The organism is Aquabacterium sp., assembly GCF_016195855.1.
GTDB lineage: Bacteria > Pseudomonadota > Gammaproteobacteria > Burkholderiales > Burkholderiaceae_C > Aquabacterium.
Genome location: NZ_JACPYU010000029.1, coordinates 1 through 17,822, shown reverse-complemented (window position 1 = coordinate 17,822; position 17,822 = coordinate 1). Strand labels below are relative to the sequence as shown.

Annotated in this window: 12 protein-coding genes and 1 pseudogene; 6 read left to right on the top strand and 7 right to left on the bottom strand. The window is 59.7% G+C overall.

Annotated elements, in window-relative coordinates; genetic code table 11:
• Nucleotides 1-50: 50 nt before the first annotated feature.
• Nucleotides 51-1,997 (bottom strand): TAT-dependent nitrous-oxide reductase, encoded by a 1,947-nt coding sequence (nosZ, locus tag HY019_RS21310; RefSeq protein WP_290695992.1) that lies wholly within the window; start codon nt 1,995-1,997, stop codon nt 51-53.
• Nucleotides 1,998-2,565: 568 nt separating this feature from the next.
• Here nosZ and HY019_RS21305 point away from each other — a divergent pair.
• Both HY019_RS21305 and HY019_RS21300 read left to right on the top strand, forming a co-directional pair.
• Complete coding sequence (locus tag HY019_RS21305) at nt 2,566-2,988, top strand: c-type cytochrome (RefSeq protein ID WP_290695991.1); 423 nt, start codon at nt 2,566-2,568, stop codon at nt 2,986-2,988.
• A gap of 8 nt (nt 2,989-2,996) precedes the next feature.
• Nucleotides 2,997-4,049 carry an FAD:protein FMN transferase gene (locus HY019_RS21300; RefSeq protein WP_290695989.1) on the top strand — a complete coding sequence of 351 codons (1,053 nt, stop codon included), beginning with the start codon at nt 2,997-2,999 and terminating at the stop codon, nt 4,047-4,049.
• Between the two features lie 291 nt (nt 4,050-4,340).
• On the opposite strand, the gene HY019_RS21295 is transcribed toward HY019_RS21300, so the two are convergent.
• The 5 genes from HY019_RS21295 to HY019_RS21275 form a co-directional block, all read right to left on the bottom strand.
• Nucleotides 4,341-5,225, bottom strand: a complete 885-nt coding sequence (locus tag HY019_RS21295; protein WP_290695987.1) for a 3-keto-5-aminohexanoate cleavage protein — start codon at nt 5,223-5,225, stop codon at nt 4,341-4,343.
• A gap of 2 nt (nt 5,226-5,227) precedes the next feature.
• Nucleotides 5,228-7,240, bottom strand: coding sequence for a biotin carboxylase N-terminal domain-containing protein (locus HY019_RS21290; protein WP_290695985.1), 2,013 nt, complete (start codon nt 7,238-7,240; stop codon nt 5,228-5,230).
• A gap of 21 nt (nt 7,241-7,261) precedes the next feature.
• Entirely contained in the window at nt 7,262-8,104 is an 843-nt protein-coding gene (locus HY019_RS21285) for an enoyl-CoA hydratase/isomerase family protein (protein WP_290695983.1), read from the bottom strand.
• A 21-nt stretch (nt 8,105-8,125) separates the two neighbouring features.
• The gene (locus HY019_RS21280; protein ID WP_290695981.1) at nt 8,126-9,283 is read right to left on the bottom strand and encodes an acyl-CoA dehydrogenase family protein; all 1,158 of its coding nucleotides are present in this window, start codon (nt 9,281-9,283) and stop codon (nt 8,126-8,128) included.
• 62 nt (nt 9,284-9,345) lie between these two features.
• A complete protein-coding gene (locus HY019_RS21275; protein ID WP_290695979.1) occupies nt 9,346-10,962 on the bottom strand; it encodes a carboxyl transferase domain-containing protein in 1,617 nt (538 codons plus the stop codon).
• Nucleotides 10,963-11,162: 200 nt separating this feature from the next.
• Between HY019_RS21275 and HY019_RS21270 the strand changes: the two genes are divergently transcribed.
• Entirely contained in the window at nt 11,163-11,660 is a 498-nt protein-coding gene (locus tag HY019_RS21270; protein WP_290695977.1) for a MerR family DNA-binding transcriptional regulator, read from the top strand.
• Between the two features lie 49 nt (nt 11,661-11,709).
• Here the strand turns inward: HY019_RS21270 and HY019_RS21265 are convergent, their stop codons facing one another.
• A complete protein-coding gene (locus HY019_RS21265) occupies nt 11,710-13,113 on the bottom strand; it encodes a hypothetical protein (RefSeq protein ID WP_290695975.1) in 1,404 nt (467 codons plus the stop codon).
• Between the two features lie 459 nt (nt 13,114-13,572).
• Here HY019_RS21265 and HY019_RS21260 point away from each other — a divergent pair.
• From HY019_RS21260 to HY019_RS21250, 3 genes and pseudogenes are all read left to right on the top strand, one after another.
• Nucleotides 13,573-13,878, top strand: a pseudogene (locus HY019_RS21260) (transposase); the annotation flags it as partial.
• A gap of 467 nt (nt 13,879-14,345) precedes the next feature.
• Entirely contained in the window at nt 14,346-15,758 is a 1,413-nt protein-coding gene (locus tag HY019_RS21255) for a hypothetical protein (protein WP_290695974.1), read from the top strand.
• A 93-nt stretch (nt 15,759-15,851) separates the two neighbouring features.
• Nucleotides 15,852-17,822 (top strand): hypothetical protein (locus tag HY019_RS21250; RefSeq protein WP_290695973.1); only part of this gene is annotated, 1,971 nt, incomplete at its 3' end.

Below are 17,822 nucleotides of genomic sequence, written 5' to 3'. Positions count from 1 at the left end.
ACATGCGCGCTGCACCAGACGGGCCCAAGCGGAACGAAGGGTTTGCAAGATCAGGCCTCGACGATCATGCGCGTGCGCATCTCAAGGTGCAGGGCGTGGCAGAAGTGCGTGCAGTAGCACCAGAACACACCCGGCTTGTCGGCGATGAAGGTGACGGAGGCCGTTTCCTGCGGGTTCACGATGAAGTTCACGTTGTACTTCGGGATCGCGAAGCCGTGGGTCAGGTCTTCGACCTTGTCCAGGTTGGTGAGGATCAGGGTCACCTCGTCGCCCTTCTTCAGCTTGAACTCGCGCATGCTGAAGGCCGGCGCTTGTGATGTCAGCTTGACCGTGACCTTCTTGCCCTGGCGGACCACGCCCGTGTCCTTGGGGTCCTTGATGGCCAGCGGGAAGTCATCGTGCGAGTAGATCTGCTTGGGCTTGACCAGCTCGCGCTTGAAGATGATGAAGTCATGAGGCTCGCCGCGCACGGGGTGGTCACCCAGCAGCTTCATCTTGTCGCCGGAGATGTCGATGATTTGCTCGTTCTCAGGGTGCAGCGGGCCCACAGGCAGGAAGCGGTCCTTCGAGAACTTGCAGCCCACCGCCAGGTACTTGCCATCGGCGGCCTTGGTCTCGGACTGGCTGGCGTTCAAGTGGCCTGGCTGGTACTGCACATCAAGGCGGTCCACCACGTACTTGGCGGCCTTGTCGCCAGCATGGAACTTGATGGCGGCGTCCACGTTCCACTTCACCACCTGGCTGTCCAGGAAGAGGGTGGTGTAGGCGTTGCCCCGGCCGTCAAAGGCCGTGTGCAGGGGGCCCAGGCCCAGCTCCACCTCGGCCACGATGGCCTTGTCGGGCTCGGCCAGCTTGCCATCGAAGTAGTCCAGCATCCTGGCCAGCTCGATCACGGTGGCCGTGGGCGAGAGCTTGCCCGCGCAGATGAAGTACTTGCCATCCGGGCTGGCGTTCACGCCGTGCGGGTTCTTGGGCACGGACACATAGGCGGTCAGTGCGGTCTTGGGGTCTTTGTTGGCTTCACGTGTGCCATCGACCACCGGCACTTTGGCGTCGCCAAAGGTTTTGAACTTGCCGGCCTTGATGGCGGCCTCAATGCGGCCCACATTGAAGAACAGGCAGGCATCGCGTTCGGCGGACATCATGTCCTCGTAATGCACGCCCATCTCGGTGTTGTACTGGTTGGTGGCGGCCAGCTTGCCGTCATACGAGGTGGCGACCAGGTCGCAGTTGCCGTCGATCAGCACCTGCCAGCGCACCTCCATGGTCTCTGCGTCCACGCAGCTGAACAGCGAGTGGTACTTGCTGCCGTCATCGGTGCCCACGTTGTTGGGCAGGGGGATGGCGAACTCGCCACCGCAGAAAACGCGGGTGGTGTAGTTGATCTTGGGGTCGACCGGGTCGGCCTTGTCCGGGAAGATGCCGTGGAAGCCCTGCACATTGGGCAACTCGGTGATTTTGTCGCAGATGAAGTAGTCCAGGCGGATGCGGGCGATGCGCGAGTTGATCTTGTCATTGACCCATGCATAGCGGCCATCGTAGTTGCCGTCCTTGTAGGAGGCGTGCACGTGGTGGGTGTCGGCCACGGTGTAGCGCAGCGAGCCATCGGGCTTGGTGCCCATGACCTTCTTGGATTCGTTGGTGATGCCCCAGCCCACGAGCGCGTCGGGGTTGAACACGGGGATGCGCAGGATCTCGCGCCCGGATGGCATGCCCAGCACACGCACATCACCGGTATGGCCGCCACTCCACAGGCCATAGTAGGTATCGAGCTCGCCCGGCTTGAGGTGCGTGGCGTTGTCGCCTTGTGCATGGGCGGCGGGTGCGGCACCGGAGCCTGATGCGGCGGGCGCACTGGAGCCCGCACCGGCGCCCTTGTCGGTACAGGCCACGGCACCCAGTGCCAGCCCTGCGACAGCGGCGCGGTTCATGAACAGGCGGCGTCCCTGACCGATGGCCTCGGGGTTGGCCGGCTTCTTGGTATCTTGGTCTTTCATGGTGTTCACCTTCTTTTGGCTTTGCTCAGACAGAGGGCGGCCCGCGCGCCGGTGGCGGCACGGGGCGGTGCTTGGGTAAAGGGGACGTCGGCGCTGCGTGCACGGTGGCATCAGCAAGGCGCTGCGGCGTTGTCTTGATCTGAGTCAGGTCTGGTGGGCTGCCGTCTGCTGGCATGCATTGGCCGCACTGGCCGTGTTGATGGCCTGCCGACGATGTGAGGCCTTCTTGATCTGGCGCAACAACGGTGACGACGGCGCCACCGCCTCGACAGAGGGTGCTGAGCGTCAAGGGCTTGAACAAGGGCGCAACCATGTTAATGCTCCATGCCATCAGCACGATGGCCAGGGCCCATGCGGGCAGGCGACGTGTGAGGCGAAGGAGGAACATGACGTGGTCTCAAAGGCAATCGAGAGGGATCGTGCGAGCCTTGCGATGTGGTGTCCTTGAAGGAGGTCAATATTGGCCAAGACCCAACACAAGCCCCTGTTCATCAGCCTGAGAAGGCTTGGCGGTGTGCTGGTCTGGTTCCTAGAATCAGGTCAATCAACCTATTCTGGAGAGACTGCAATGCGCCTTCGTCAACTTACTTTGGTGGCCGTGGCCGCGTTGAGCCTGATGGCTTGCGGCAAGAAGGAGGGCCCACCAGCCCCTGCCGCTTCAACGCAGACCGAAGCGACCAATGCCACCAGCACGCAAGCGCCTGCCAACACGCAGGCCGCTGCCCCCGCTGCTGAGAACACCGTGGGCAAGGGCGTGTTCGGCAAGACCTGCTCGATGTGCCATGCCTCTGGCGCGGGCGGCGCGCCCAAGCCGGGCGACAAGGCCGATTGGGCGCCACGCATTGCACAGGGCAAGGACACGCTCTACAAGCATGCACTGGAAGGCTTCACCGGCGCCAAGGGCATGATGCCGGCGCGTGGTGGCGGCGCGGCGCTCAAGGATGACGAGGTCAAGGCCGCCGTGGACTACATGGCCGACCAATCGCGTTGATGCAGATCATGGCTGCGCGTGCTTGCATGAACCGCCGTCAGGTGCTGGGCTCGGCCCTGATCGCCTGCTTGTTGAGCCCGATCCCGGGCATGGCCTTGGCGCGCTCAGGCATGCCGGGCTCGCAGGATGTGCAGCAAGACAGCCGCACGCTCATGGGCACGCAGGTGGACATCACCTTGCAGCATGACGACGCCATACTGCGCGATGCCGCCTTGCAAGCAGCGTGGGCCGAGATGACGCGGCTGGTGCGCATGATGAGCCGCTATGAAGCGGGCAGTGGCGTGGCAATGCTGCAGCGCGCGGCAGGTGGTGTGCCGGTGCCTGTTCCAGCTGAATTGATGGCGGTGTTGCGGCAGGCCCAGCAGGTGGCCCGTTTGAGCGACGGCGCTTTCGACGTCACTGTGGGGGCTTATGCGCAATGGCGGTTCGAGCCCGGCCATGTTGACATGCCGACACCGGCCGAGCTGGCCGCCGAGCGTGCGCTGGTCAACCACCGGCATCTGTTGCTGGACACGGTGCACAGCCAGGCGAGCCTGAAGCAATCGGGTATGCGGCTGGACCTGGGCGGCATCGCCAAATTACCCATCTTGCAAGCGGGCATGGCGGTGTTGACATCACACGGCGTGTGCAACGCCATGATCAATGGTGGTGGCGACGTGATCACGGCGGGTTCACTGCATGGCCGCGATTGGCGCATTGGCATCCGTGATGCGCACGCGCCCGCGCGGCTGCTGGGCGTGGTGGCCATGCGCGATGGCATCGTGGCCTCATCGGGTGACTACGAACGCAGTTTCGAGCGCAATGGGCGGCACTATCACCACATCCTCGATCCCCGAAGCGGCCTGCCGACACAGGGGCCGCATGGCGTGGTGCTGGTGGCGCGTGGCACCGAGGTGGTCAATGGTCGGGGTGCAGCCCTGATGGGCGCACAAACGGCCCAGCGGGATGTGATCTTGCGTGAGCTCAAAGGCCAGGCCGATGTGCTGATCTTCGAGCGGGATCAGTCGCGGTGGATGACGCCGGGCATGGCGCGGCGTTTGCAGATGGCGCCTCGCGCGTGAGCTTGAGGGATGAGCGAGGCATGGGTGTTGGCAGACCAACTCCGCTCATGTCCTCCGTGACCGGCTGCGCCGGTCCCTCCCCCTTGACTTCGCTGCGTTGGTCTGCCAACGCCCATGCCTTGTGCGAGGGGAGCGGCTCGGCCACAGGGTTGTGGCGCACCACCTCACTCACCAGACAGGGACGCGGGGTGGCCAACGCAGCGAAGTAAAGAAGGAGGATCGGGCAGAGCCCGATCCGGATGACATGAGCGAAGTTGGCCGCCCCGCGTCCCTGTCCCGCTCAATCAACCATCAAGCCTTGACGCCATGCTCCGACGCCGCCTTCAAGCCCAGCATTGCACGGGCTTCAGCAGGCGATGCCACCTCACGCCCCGCATTGCGCGCGCACTGCGCCAGCGCTTCAATCAACTGGCCGTTGCCTGATGTGCGTTCGCCACCCGGCAAGTAGAAGGTGTCTTCCACGCCCGTGCGCAGCATGCCGCCCAGCTCGGCCGTGGCCTGGTGCACGGCCCAGATCTCTTCGCGGCCGATCAGCGTGGTTTGCCAGGTCGTCCCCTGCTTGCGGTACTTCACCAGCAGCTTGAGCAGGTCGGCGTCCACCGGCATGCCCGAGGCCACGCCCATCACGAAGTTGTACTCCAGGTAGTCGGCCATGCCGGCCTTCTGGTACATCTCGACCGAGCGCACGATGCCCACGTCAAAGCACTCGAACTCGGGGCGCGTGCCCGTTTCGTTCATCACGTCGATCATGGCCTTGACCTTGTCGACCTGGTTGTCGAACAGCATCGGGGGCCAGGCCCACTGGCCGTTCTCTTTGATCTTCAGGTAGTTCAGGCTGCCGGCATTGCAGGCTGCGATCTCGGGGCGCACAGCGCGGATGCAGGCCGAAGGGCCGGAGATGTCCGGGCCAACCACACCGGTCGTCAGGTTGATGATGACACCGGGGCAGGCCGCACGGATGGCCGTGTCGATCTCGGAGGCCACTTGCGGGTCCCAACTGGGGAAGCGGCCCATGCCGGGCTCCTGGCGGCGCAGGTGCACGTGCATGATGGACGCGCCGGCATCGAAGGCTTCGCGTGCGGCAGCGGCCATTTGGGCGGCCGTCACCGGCACGGGGTGTTGAGCCGGGTCGGTGAGCACGCCGGTGAGGGCGCAGGTCAGAATGGCCTTGTCCATGATCACGATTCCTTCGTTGTGAGTTCGATGTCGATCAGCAGGGTCTTGGCCTGCACTTGTTCGCCCGCTTGCACGTAAACGGCCTTGATCACGCCCGGGGCCTGAGCGGACAACCACATTTCCATCTTCATGGCTTCGATGCTCAGCAGCGGCTGATCCGCCACCACCGTGTCACCGGCCTTGACCAGGACCTGCGCCACGGTGCCCGCCACGGGAGACAGGGCGCGGCTGGGGTCTGCGGCATTGCCCGCATCGGGCCAGGCCGAGACCTCGCTGAACACGAAGGTTGAAGCTTGTTGGACCACGTGCAGCTCGCTGCCTTGCACTGTCTCGCACCACACGGCCAGCAGGCGGCGTTGCACGCCATCGAGCTCGTAGCTCAGCACGCCGCCACGCGCGTTGGTGTCATGGCTGATCAGGCGCAGATCGTGTTGCACATCGGTGGGGGTGAGGCCGACCAGGAAGCGGCCGTTGCGCTGGCCTTGCACACGCAGCGTGCGCTGGCTGCCATCACAAGTCAGAGGCACATCAAAGCCGCTGACACTGTCGGCGCGCAGGGCTGGTGCCTGGATGCCCACATCACGGGTCTGGGCGCGGGCGGCGATCACGGCGGCGGCCACCAGCCAGGCCTCGTCGGTGGCGACGGGGCGCTGCAGGATGGCTTCGTTGTCGGTCTGCCATTGGTCGATGAGCGTGGTCGTCATCGTGCCGGCGCGGAAGCGCGGGTGGTCCACCAGATCACGCAGGAAGCGCGAATTGTTCTTGAGGCCCAGCAGCGGCGCGTCGTCCAGCGTGGCGATCAGGCGGCGGATGGCGTCGTCGCGGTCACGGCCGTGCACGATGAGCTTGGCCACCATGGGGTCGTAGTGCGGCGTGACGGTGCCGCCTTCCACGATGCCATCGTCGATGCGCACACCCTCATGGATGGCCTGGGCAGGGCGCCACCACGCGATGTCACCGGTCTGCGGGGCGAAGCCGGCATACGGGTCTTCGGTGTAGAGGCGCGCTTCGATGGCATGGCCTTGCAGCTTGATCTCGTCTTGCTTGAGCGGCAGCGGCTGGCCGGCGGCCACACGCAGTTGCCACTCGACCAGATCAAGGCCCGAGATCATTTCGGTGACGGGGTGCTCCACCTGCAGGCGGGTGTTCATCTCCAGGAAGTAGTAGTTCAGGTCCTGGTCGACGATGTACTCGATGGTGCCGGCACCGCAGTAGTTGATGGCCTTGGCGGCCAGCACCGCGTCGCGGCCCATGGCCTCGCGCATGGCAGGGCTCACCACCGGCGAGGGGGACTCTTCGATCACCTTTTGGCGGCGGCGCTGGGCAGTGCAGTCGCGCTCGCCGATGTAGACGGCGTTGCCGTGGCTGTCGGCGAAGACCTGGATCTCGATGTGGCGGCCGTCCAGCACCAGGCGTTCCAGCATCAGCGTGCCGTCGCCAAAGGCGCTTTGTGCTTCGCGGCGGGCGCTGGTGATGGCTTGCTGCAGCTCGTCGGCCTGATGGACCAGGCGCATGCCGCGCCCACCGCCGCCGCTCACGGCCTTGACCAGCAGCGGGAAGCCCAGGCGCTTGCCTTCGGCAATCAGCACTTCGTCGTTTTGATCGGCGCCCAGGTAGCCGGGGGCGGTGGGCACGCCGGCGCGGATCATTTCCTTCTTGGCGCCGGCCTTGTCGCCCATCACGCGGATGGCTTCGGGCGAGGGGCCAATGAAGATCACGCCAGCGTCCAAGCAAGCTTGTGCGAAGCCCGCGTTCTCGGACAGGAAGCCGTAGCCCGGGTGGATGGCATTGGCACCGGTCTGGTGGCAAGCGGCCAGCAGGGCCTCGACCTTGAGGTAGGACTCGGCGGCAGGCGCGGCGCCGATGCACACCGCTTCGTCGGCCAGGCTGACGTGCGGGGCTTGCGCATCGGCTTCGCTGAACACGGCCACGGTGCGGTAGCCCAGCTTGCGTGCCGTGCGGATCACGCGGCAGGCGATTTCACCGCGGTTGGCAATCAGGATTTTTTTGATCATGGTGATGTCAACTCAAGCGCTTCAAGATGCTTGCGAAACCCAGGAGGGCTTACGCTTTTGCATGAAGGCGCTGGTGCCCTCCTGCCCTTCGTCACTGAGCACGGCGCGGGCGAACATGTCGGCCGCGTCATCAATCAGGTTCTCGGGCGTGGTCAGGCGGGCGTGGGCCAGCAGGTTCTTGGTGGTGGCAATGGCTTGGGGGCCGCAGGCCATGATGCTGGCGATGGTGTTGGATAGCGCATCGTTGAGTGCGTCCACGCTGCCATGCACCTCGTGCGCCAGGCGGATGGTCAGCGCTTCTTGTGCATTGACCTTGGCGCCGGTGACCGACAGGCGCTTGGCCTCGGCGTAACCCAGGCGCTCGACCAGGAAGGGCGCGATCTGCGCAGGAATGATGCCCAGCGAGGTCTCGGGCAGGCGAAAGCTCACGTTGTCCAGCGCCAGGGTGACGTCGGACACGCAGGCCAGGCCAAAGCCACCACCCATCACGGTGCCTTCCAGCACGGTGACCACGGGCAAGGTGGTGCGTGCAAAGGCCAGGCACAAGCGGCCGAACTGCGCGTTGACCGCGGCCACCGGGCTGGGGCCTGTGGTCTTGACGCCGGTCTTGGCTTCTTCGGCTTGTTGCACAGCCAGCTTCATGCGGGCCTGGGCCATGTCACTGATGTCGCCGCCAGCACAGAAGTGCCCGCCCGCGCCGCGCAGCACGATCACGCGCACGCTGGCGTCTTCTTCTGCCTGACGCAGCGTGGTCAGCAGCTCATTGATCATGGCCAGGGACATGGCATTGCGCACTTCAGGCCGGTTGAGCGTGATGGTGCAGATGCCCTTGTCGAGCTGGACCTGGATGGTGGAGGTGGTCATCGCGTGTGGCGCCTGGGCTGTTTACTTGCGGGCCTTCTTGGGCAGCGTGCCTTCGAACTTGCAGATGATGCCCAGCATGATTTCATCGGCACCGCCTCCGATGGAGACCAGGCGGCCGTCACGGTAGGCTTGCGAAATGGGGTTGTCATACGTGAAGCCCATGCCGCCCCAGTACTGCAGGCAGCTGTCGGCCACTTCACGGATCAGGCGGCCGCACTTGAGCTTGGCCATCGAGGCCATGCGGGTCACGTCCTTGCCTTGCACGTATTCGTCCACCGCGCGGTAGACCAGCGAGCGCAGCAGCTCGACTTCGGTGCGCAGCTCGGCCAGGCGGAAGTGGATGACCTGGTTGTTGATCAAGGGCTGGCCGAAGGTGTGGCGTTCCTTGCAGTACTCGATGGTCAGGTCGATCAGCTTGTCCAGCATCTTCAGGGAGTTGGCCGCACCGTACAGGCGCTCTTCCTGGAACTGGATCATCTGCATCATGAAGCCCGCGCCTTCGGTGCCGACCAGGTTGCGACGGGGCACGCGCACGTTGTCAAAGAAGATCTGCGCCGTGTCCGACGAGTTCATGCCGATCTTCTTGATCTTCTGCGTGGTGATGCCCTTGGCATCCATGGGCACGATGATCATGGACTTGTTGCTGTGGACCGGGCCTTCGGAGGTGTTGGCCAGCAGGCAGCACCAGTCGGCTTGCGTGGCATTGGTGATCCACATCTTGGAGCCGTTGATGACGTAGTCATCGCCTTCGATGCGGGCCGATGTTTTCAGCGCGGCGACGTCGGAGCCACCACCGGTTTCAGACACGCCGATGCAACCCACCATGTCGCCGGCAATCGCCGGGGCCAGGTACTCGCGCTTGAGTTCATCGGTGCCGAAGCGGTGCAGGGCGGGGGTGCACATGTCGGTTTGCACGCCAATGGCCATGGGCACGCCGCCGCAGGGGATGGCGCCCAGCTCTTCGGCCACCACCATCGAGTAGGAGAAGTCCAGGCCCAGGCCACCGTAGGCGGTGTCGTACTTCACGCCCAGCAGGCCCAGGTTGCCCATCTTCTTGAAGACTTCATGGGCGGGGAAGGTCTCGGCGGCTTCCCATTCCTTGACGTAGGGGTTGATCTCGGCTTCGCAGAAGCGCTTGACGGTCTCGGCGATCTGGCGGTGTTCGGCGGTGAATTGCATGGTGGTCTCCTCGGGATGCGGTGTGGGGTGTGTGTGGGGTTGGGCCAGGCGTGCGGCGCGGCTTACATGCGGGCCACGCCAAAGGTGTTGCCGCGCAGCTGGCGCTTGTCGGCTTCCAGGGCCATGTCCAGGCACATGGCCAGCACACGGCGGGTGTCGCGCGGGTCGATGACACCGTCGTCCCACAGGCGGGCGGTGCCGAACAGCACATTGGATTCGGCGTCCAGGCGCTTCTTGATCTCGGCAGACATGCCTTCGAGCATCGCGTCGTTGACGGGCATGCCGGCGCGTTCCATCTTGCCGCGCGTGACGATCTCCATCACCTTGGCGGCCTGCGCGCCACCCATCACGGCGGTACGGGCCGAGGGCCACGAGAAGATGAAGCGCGGGTCAAAGCCGCGGCCGCACATGCCGTAGTTGCCGGCGCCAAACGAGCCATTGAGCGTGATGGTGAACTTGGGCACACGGGCATTGGCCACGGCCTGGATCATCTTGGAGCCATGCTTGATGGCGCCGCCGTGTTCAGCGGCCGAGCCCACCATGTAGCCCGTGGTGTTCTGCAGGAAGACCAGTGGCGTGCCGGACTGGTCGCACAACTGGATGAACTGCGCGGCCTTGGTCGAGCCTTGCGGCTGGATGGGGCCGTTGTTGCCCAGGATGCCGACGAGGTGGCCGTTGATGCGGGCATGGCCGCACAAGGTCTCGCTGCCGTAGTTGGCCTTGAATTCGAGGAAGTCCGAGCCGTCGACGATGCGGGCGATGATCTCGCGGCTGTCAAAGGGCTCGCGGTCATCGGCAGGCACGCAGCCCAGCAGTTCTTCTTCATTGAACAGCGGCGCGATGACGGGCTTCTTGCCTTCGGTCTCGACCGTGTCCCACTGCAGCTTGTCCACCAGGTCGCGGCACATGGCGATCGCGTGCGCGTCGTTGTCGGACAGGTACTCGCCCAGGCCGGTGACGCTGGCGTGCATCTCGGCACCGCCCAGGTCTTCGTCGGTGGCGTCTTCGCCGATGGCGGCTTTCACCAGGGGCGGGCCGGCCAGGTAGATGCTGGAGCGGCCCTTCACCAAAATCACATAGTCAGACAGGCCGGGCAGGTAGGCGCCACCCGCGGTGGACGAGCCGTGCACCACGGCGATCTGCGGGATGCCCATGGCCGACAGGCGCGCCTGGTTGGCAAAGCTGCGGCCACCGTCCACGAAGATCTCGGCCTGGTACATCAGGTTGGCGCCGCCCGATTCGACCAGGCAGACCAGGGGCAGCTTGTTCTCGCGGGCAATCTCTTGCGCACGCAGGCCCTTCTTCAAGCCCATCGGTGAAATCGTGCCGCCTTTGAGGGCGCTGTCGCTGGCGGTGACCAGGCAACGCTTGCCAGCCACCAGGCCAACGCCGATGATGGTGCCGCCGCCCAGCACGCTCTTCTTGCCGTCGTCGTCGTGCATGCCCAGGCCGGCCAGGGTGCTGATTTCGAGGAAGGGCGAGTCGCGGTCTAGCAGGCGGGCCACGCGTTCACGGGGCAGCAACTGGCCGCGTTTTTCGAACTTGGCGCGTTTGTCGGCCGAACCATCGCGCACCTGTTTTTCAAGGGCGCGCACCTGGTCCAGGCGCTCGGTCATGCGCGCCACGGCGGCGCGGTAAGACTCGGATTTGGTGTTGAGGGCGGTGCGCAGAGCGGGCATGTGGAGTCGAATCCTTGGACGTCAGCCATGAGGCCACTGAGCGCACTGTAATCTTGCTTGACGTTAACGTCAACTGAATGATGCATGGGTGAATCCCCTATGACAAACGTCAGCGTTCGGCGATAATGCGGCCAGTGGTCAGTCACGTGTCGTGCACTGCACCGCCTCCCTTTGCCCTTATCTAGCCTGCTGGTGCTGCCGTGTCCCAAGTGAAAGCCAAACCCCAAGAAGAAATGCTGGACGAGTACGGTGACGACACCGGGCCGGTGCCAACCTGGGCGTTCGAGGCCGACGAAGACGAGCACGCGGCCGACTCGCTAATGGGCATCGCCGAGGTCTGCGAGCGTTACGGCGTTTCGCCCCGCGCGCTGCGTTTTTACGAGACCAAGGGCCTGCTGGCACCGCGCCGCATCAACGGCACCCGCGTGTACAGCAAGATCGACCGGGCGCGCCTCAAGCGCATCCTGCGCGCCAAGTCACTGGGCTCGCCGCTGTCGGAGATCAAGCACTACCTGGACATGTACGGCCAGCATGGCGAGGGCCGCATCCAGCAGCTGACCTATGTGGTCGAGAAGACCGACCGGGCCATTGCCGAGCTGGAGGCCAAGCGCGCCCAGATCGACGCCTCCCTGGCCGAGCTGCGCATGATCAATGAGCGCAGCCGCAGGACGCTGGAAGACAAGCGCAAGGGCAAGTAGGAAGAAGCCCAATGAGTTCGATAGGTGAACCATTGGGCGCACGGCAAATTTAGTTGCCTTTAGGCTTGAGCCACATGAAGGTTACTGAGTCTGCAGACAAGGTCCCTGCTCCGTCTGGAACAAGGGTGACGGACACGCCTTTGCATAGGCTGCTGGAAGCTGTATTGAAACTGCCAAGCAGATATCCGTCGAGCGAGGGTTGTATCGTTTGATTGACGGAAACTAATGTGCTGGTCGTGTCGCAATAGCCGTTCGCGGCTAGTTTTCGTGTTTCTATGATATAGCTTGCTTTGGATGCGCGAGAACTGTCGGCAGACCAGGTCAGATATATATCAACGGCGCCAACGACATCGGGATTGATCCATGTGGCGCTGGGAAACATTGAGGTGGGCACATAGGCGATGGCGTCGGCTAGTAAATAGCCCGTCGAGCTAAATTGTTCTAGCTGCACGTAGTTCTTTTGTGTGCCAGTTGTGTCAATGGTGGCAAGCTGATTCCAGCGGGCGGTGGATTCTCGCTGCGACTTGTTTGTGATAGGGACACTTCCGTCCCCTCCCACTACGATCCATGCAGGGGACGCCTCTGCAGTATTGGATGATTCCGGCCATCTTGCGTATATATCGTATTTGCCGCTAAGGCCGCTTGGCAGTGACCATTTTGCCGTGTTGTCTGAAGAGAGGTTGGTGGCCTCCATTTTAATGGCGTCAGCCATGACAACACCGTCTGCGCCATTTGAATCAAAGATGAATTGTAATGACGATCCATTGTATGGTATTGCCCCAAGAAAATACCACTCGCCTGAGGGTGATTTCTGATTAACCGAGTACGTTGCATACACTGTTTGTCCTGAGGAGTCTGTAACTTTTATCTTGGCGTTGCTGGCGTTTTGTTGGCTAGAAGGCCAGTGTGCATATATATTTATTGAAAAAGTCCCACCCCAGTTGCCAGGCAAATTGCTGCCATAGAACAGGAAGGTGCATGACTTGGCCGTGGCATAGCTTTTGGGATCAAGGGGAACATAGTTGGCCCCGTAGTAGCCAGGAACTTGGCTCGATGTTTGCTGCATACATCCTCTGACGCCTGCCAGAGATGTCTTATTATCGATAATTACACTGTAGTAATTTTGAGGGGCATGATAGGCGGGCATGGGTGTTGTCGCGTAATTAGCCCCGAAAAAGCCTGGCATGCTCGTGGATGTTGACCAGCTACCGTTGCTGGTGAACGACGCCGAAGCGTTGTCAACGACACTCAGAGACTGCGCGATGATGTGATTGCCACCAACAAATAAGCCGGTCAGGGAGTTCGCCCAAGCGCCGGTTGTATGGAAGTTGGGGCTATCGTTGTCAATGGTTGATTGCAGAACCTGTGCCTGCGTGTTTGCGGCGACTCCCAGCATGCAGAGCAAGGTTGCCGTTGCTGGGATAAGTTTGCGAGAAGCGAAATCTCTAGCCATAAATGAGTCCTCTTGATGTTTGTCAATATGCGACGCTTGAGCGCTGCATATAGCAGTATTAGGTAGGGCCGTCATGGCAGCAAGCTGAATATGATCAGTCCCCTCTCAATGGGGGGGTATGTCGTATCATGTATGCTGAAAGATGGGTGTGCTTGGTTCGGTGAAAATCAAATGTAAACTAGATGCCATGAAATATGTTGGTCACAATTGGTGTAACTGTTCCTTGCGATATTGATTTGCACGGTAAGGCCATCACAATTTGAATGCATGGGATTCACTACCTTCAAAAGGTACGCGATCTATCTGCTTGGGATGCTTCTGGTCAAGCATGTCATGGCTGAGCAGAACACGGGTTATATGGATCCCATCTTCACCTTAACCCTGTTCCAGGTTTCCGTACCGTTCAGTAATAGAATGGCCCGGCATGATGGGCCATTAGAGGGCCAGGGGGGGCATGCCATGAGGAAGAGCAAGTTCACCGAGGAGCAGATGGCCTATACGCTGAAGCAAGCGGAGTTGGGCATTAGCGTTTATGGAGTCTGTCGCAAGATGGGCATCAGTAGTGCCACGTTCTACAAGTGACGCCAGAAGTACGCGGGGGGGTGGTTCATCTGAGTTGTGGCGCATGCGTCAGCTTGAGGAGGAAAACCGCAAGCTCAAACAGATCGTGGCCGATCTGAGTCTGGGCAAGGCAATGCTGCAACACCTCACCTCAAAAAATACCTAGGGCCTTCGCGGCGGCGCGAACTGGTGCCGGAGCTGATGTGATTGTTTGGCTGCAGCCAGCGCAACGCCATGCGCGTGACCAATGTGCCGCAGGGCGGCTTCTTCTGCAAGCCGATCAAGAAGGCCGACACCAGGGCATTCGTTTCAATCACCCGCCTCGGTTGTGGGCTAGACGGTCGGGCAAGTCGAGCTTGACTTCCAATGTCGTCATGACAGCCCTCTTTTCTTTTAGCGGTTGGCCGCTCGGGCCAGTACGTTTCGTAGCGTCTTGGTCACGAAGCGTTGGCGCGCCCTTGGGTAGTTGGGTGATGGCTTCCATTTGCTGCTGCCATTGTGGATCAGTTCATGCGTGCGACCGGCCGGCAAACAGCTTGCATTTTTTGCGGGAAATCAGGGCTGAGTGCCTCTGGTCATGCACAATTCAGTTGCGACCAAGATGGGCAGCATTGAACTCAATGCCAACTTTCTTGATTCATTTCATCAAATATTAAATTACGGGAAATCAGATGACATCTAAAGTTGGATGTGGGCGTCTGGTTGCGCCTTTTGTCTGCGCAACGCTGGCCGCAGGTGGCGCTAAGGCTCAAGTTCTAGAAAACCTTGTTGATAACGGGGCGAGCGGCTTTCAGTCGACCGGAAAGTGGACCAACTCGACCAGTGGCCAGTTTGTGGGTGCAAATCATCAGGTCAGCACAATTGTGCTCAATGTGATTGATAACACGTCCCCACAGTTTTATTCGCAAGGTAATTGGCAGTCAGGGACTTCAGCGCTGGAGTCGGCATTGGGTGGTAATTACAAAATTGCAAATCCCATTTCGCCAACGCTTGGCGTCTACGCCTCAATTATCATAGACAACACCACTCAGCAGGGCTCGGCAGCTCAAGGGTGTGGCACACCGTCATCGACGACGCTTCCGGACATGTATGGCCAAAACTATGTTCGATTAGTGCCCAATTCGTCTGCCACCACATGCAAATTCTCGTATGTAACAAAAATGGCGGCAAACTCAGCCGGGGATTATCCAGTGCGCTTTTATGCACATTGGCCAGCAAGCGCTACCCATGCGAGCAATGCCCGAGTCTATGTCAAAGATGCATACAACAATGTCAGGGCGACATACACGGTTAATCAGAAACTTGCGTCTGGTGAATGGTATTTTTTGGGTGAGTTGACGAGCGCCCAAGCAGGCTCCATCGTATTCGATGCTACAGGGGCTGACGGCGTTGTTGCTGCAGATGCAGTAAAAATTGAATCCGCCAATTTGGCGCAATCCAATTTGGCTCGCTGGACCTTGCCCGCCAACTTAACAGGTGTATATGACATCTATGCTCGCTGGCCCAAGGTGGACTATGCCGAGGTCTATCCTGCATGGATTCTCGTTGGTGGCACTGGCGGCAAAATTGTAGAAACAGTGTCAGAGCGAGAGTTCAGCGGGCACTGGCGATATGTTGGGTCATTGGATGCCAATGGATCTCAGAAGAACTTTGTTCAACTAGAACATTTTTCTGGCGGCGGGTATCTACTTGCCGATGCAATCGCTTATGTACCTTCCGGTACGCTTCCTACTGCTGCATGGAGTTCGCCAACCACAACCGGATTGGTAGATATATATGCAAATTGGGTTACTGATACGTCTAGATCCTCGAATGTTTCTTACCTGGTAAATACCAAATTTGCGACACAAGAACACAGACTCGTGGGTGGGGCATGGGTATATCAAACTGTATGCTATCCGGTGACACAGATTGTGAAGGTGAATCAAACTACACCACCGCCTTCAGATGGCTTTCTTTTAGGTTCATTTCAAGCTTCTACAAATTCGGTGTGCGCTGGGGCTACCGTTACGTTGATGCCGGACGATCGTGGCGGAACACTGTCAGCTGACTCGATGGATTTCTTGTGGTTGAAGGCCAAGTAGCCGTCGTGATGACGATCTGATATCTCTGATTACTCTCAGAATTGACGTTTGAATGCCTAAATTACTGCCCCGTTTGGTGTTGCGGCGTGCAGGGTGAGTAAATTGATCGACCGCGCTGGTGATCTTTTGTTTTGGGTCTGGTTGGCGTGGTTTGCTCTGCGCTGCTTAAGCAAGCCGATTGGTTTAACTGTTATATATTGGCTTTGGTTTCTATTAAATTTTGGTGTGACAATGATTGAAATAATGCGAGTAACTTCAATTGCTGTTCTGGCAATATTCTTCTCTGTTAGCGGGGGGGCTGCAACCCGTCAGAGAAGTTACTTTACGGCATCAGGTGGAAGCATTGAGCTTGGAAACAAGAAATTTGAAACCGTTCAGGATGCGCAGCAAGCTTTTGTCGCCGATAGCGCAAAAAAAGCGTGTGAATTCAATTTGAATGCATGCGTTTACGCTTCTGGTAACTCTTTTAATTATACGGTCACCTGTCCGCCGTTTGTGTTGGATCACATTGTCACGGACGTCAATACGTACAATCATTACTACAAAAGAACTTGCGTAGAAACAGCAACATTTATAAATGGATCTTCGCCTTGGAATCAAACATATAATCACACAATTTACGAGTCCGTTTGTTCTGTAGGTCAAGTATTCGATAATTTTCTCCAAAAGTGCGTCGGGTTCGTAGATGCGTACGCGCATCCCCCTAAGGTTTGTAAAGGGGGGCAAGGCAACCCTATTTACCCTATAACCGGAACTAAGCGAGAGACGGTGAGCACGGGCGTGAGTTTGGCCGGCGTTCCTTTTGAGCTGACATATGACACCCAGAGAGCACCTTGGGGCGCCAACGTGGATGGATCTCCTGGAGATGCCTCCGCCCAAGGGGTGCTAGGTACTCTGTGGTATAGCTCGCTTCATCCCACAGTCACCTTCACAGAAGGCGCGAGTATCAATTCTTTGAGTATCACGCAGCCAAACGGAGCAGTAGCTTCGTTCAGCGGCTCTGATTCAACGTCATGGACTCCAGCAAGGGGGGCTAAAGATTCGCTTACTTATTATCAATATCAGTACATATTGCGAAACCAATCCAATCTGGCGCTGGAGTATTTTGATCGGGGTTCTTATAAGGCTCGTCTGGGCCCGTTGAAGGCCACTCAGTTTGCTAGTGGGGCCTTCCTGAAGACCGAAATTAGTACAACCTCGTCCACGGCTGCGCCTGCGGGTGGTTATGTGCTTTCGTTAAGTGATCAGTTCAGTAGAAAGATCAATTTTACCTACAAAACCATTTTGAGCGTCAGTCCTGCAATGGTGGTTCTTGATACGGCCACACTTCCCGATGGACGTTCTATTGTTGGCAACTATGACTTAAATGCCAATTTGACGTCGCTCACCTGGCAGGATGGCAACGTACGGCAGTTTATTTACGACAGCCCCAACCTTGGTCAAGCCTGGGCGTTGACGGGCGTTAAAGACGAAGTTGGCAAGCGATACGCGACTTTTTCATATATGCCTGATGGGTGGGCAAAGAGCACTCAGTACAATATTGAATCAGGTTCTGTGTATTCTTTTGTTGCAAGCTACGATAGCGCGCCGAAGCCTGTTGTAAATGAATATCCTGATTATCAAGCTGAGGTGATATGGCGTTGCCATGAGTGGGCGGCGCCAGCAAATGCACAAGTGATGCAACCAAACGGGAGCAATTTGGGCCTGCTGTTTTTCTCAATTCCAGGCGATGTCAGCGCTAACGGCTCAGGCAAGTGCAGTTCGCTGCGCTTCGCTGGTTACAGTCAGCCTGCAGGATCGGGCTGTGATCAGGCAACCAGCAACACGAGTTACGACAACAACGGCAATGTGCGGTTCTATGACGACTTCAACGGCCACCGCACGTGTTATGCCCACAGCACGGCCAGTGCCACCAGCGTGGGTAACCTGGAGATCACCCGAGTAGAAGGCCTGCCCAACACGGCCACGTGCTCAGGCGTGCTGACCAATGGTGTCAGCCTGCCGCTCACCAACGGCACGCAAAGCCGCAAGATCAGCACGCAGTGGCACCCCCAATGGGCCCTC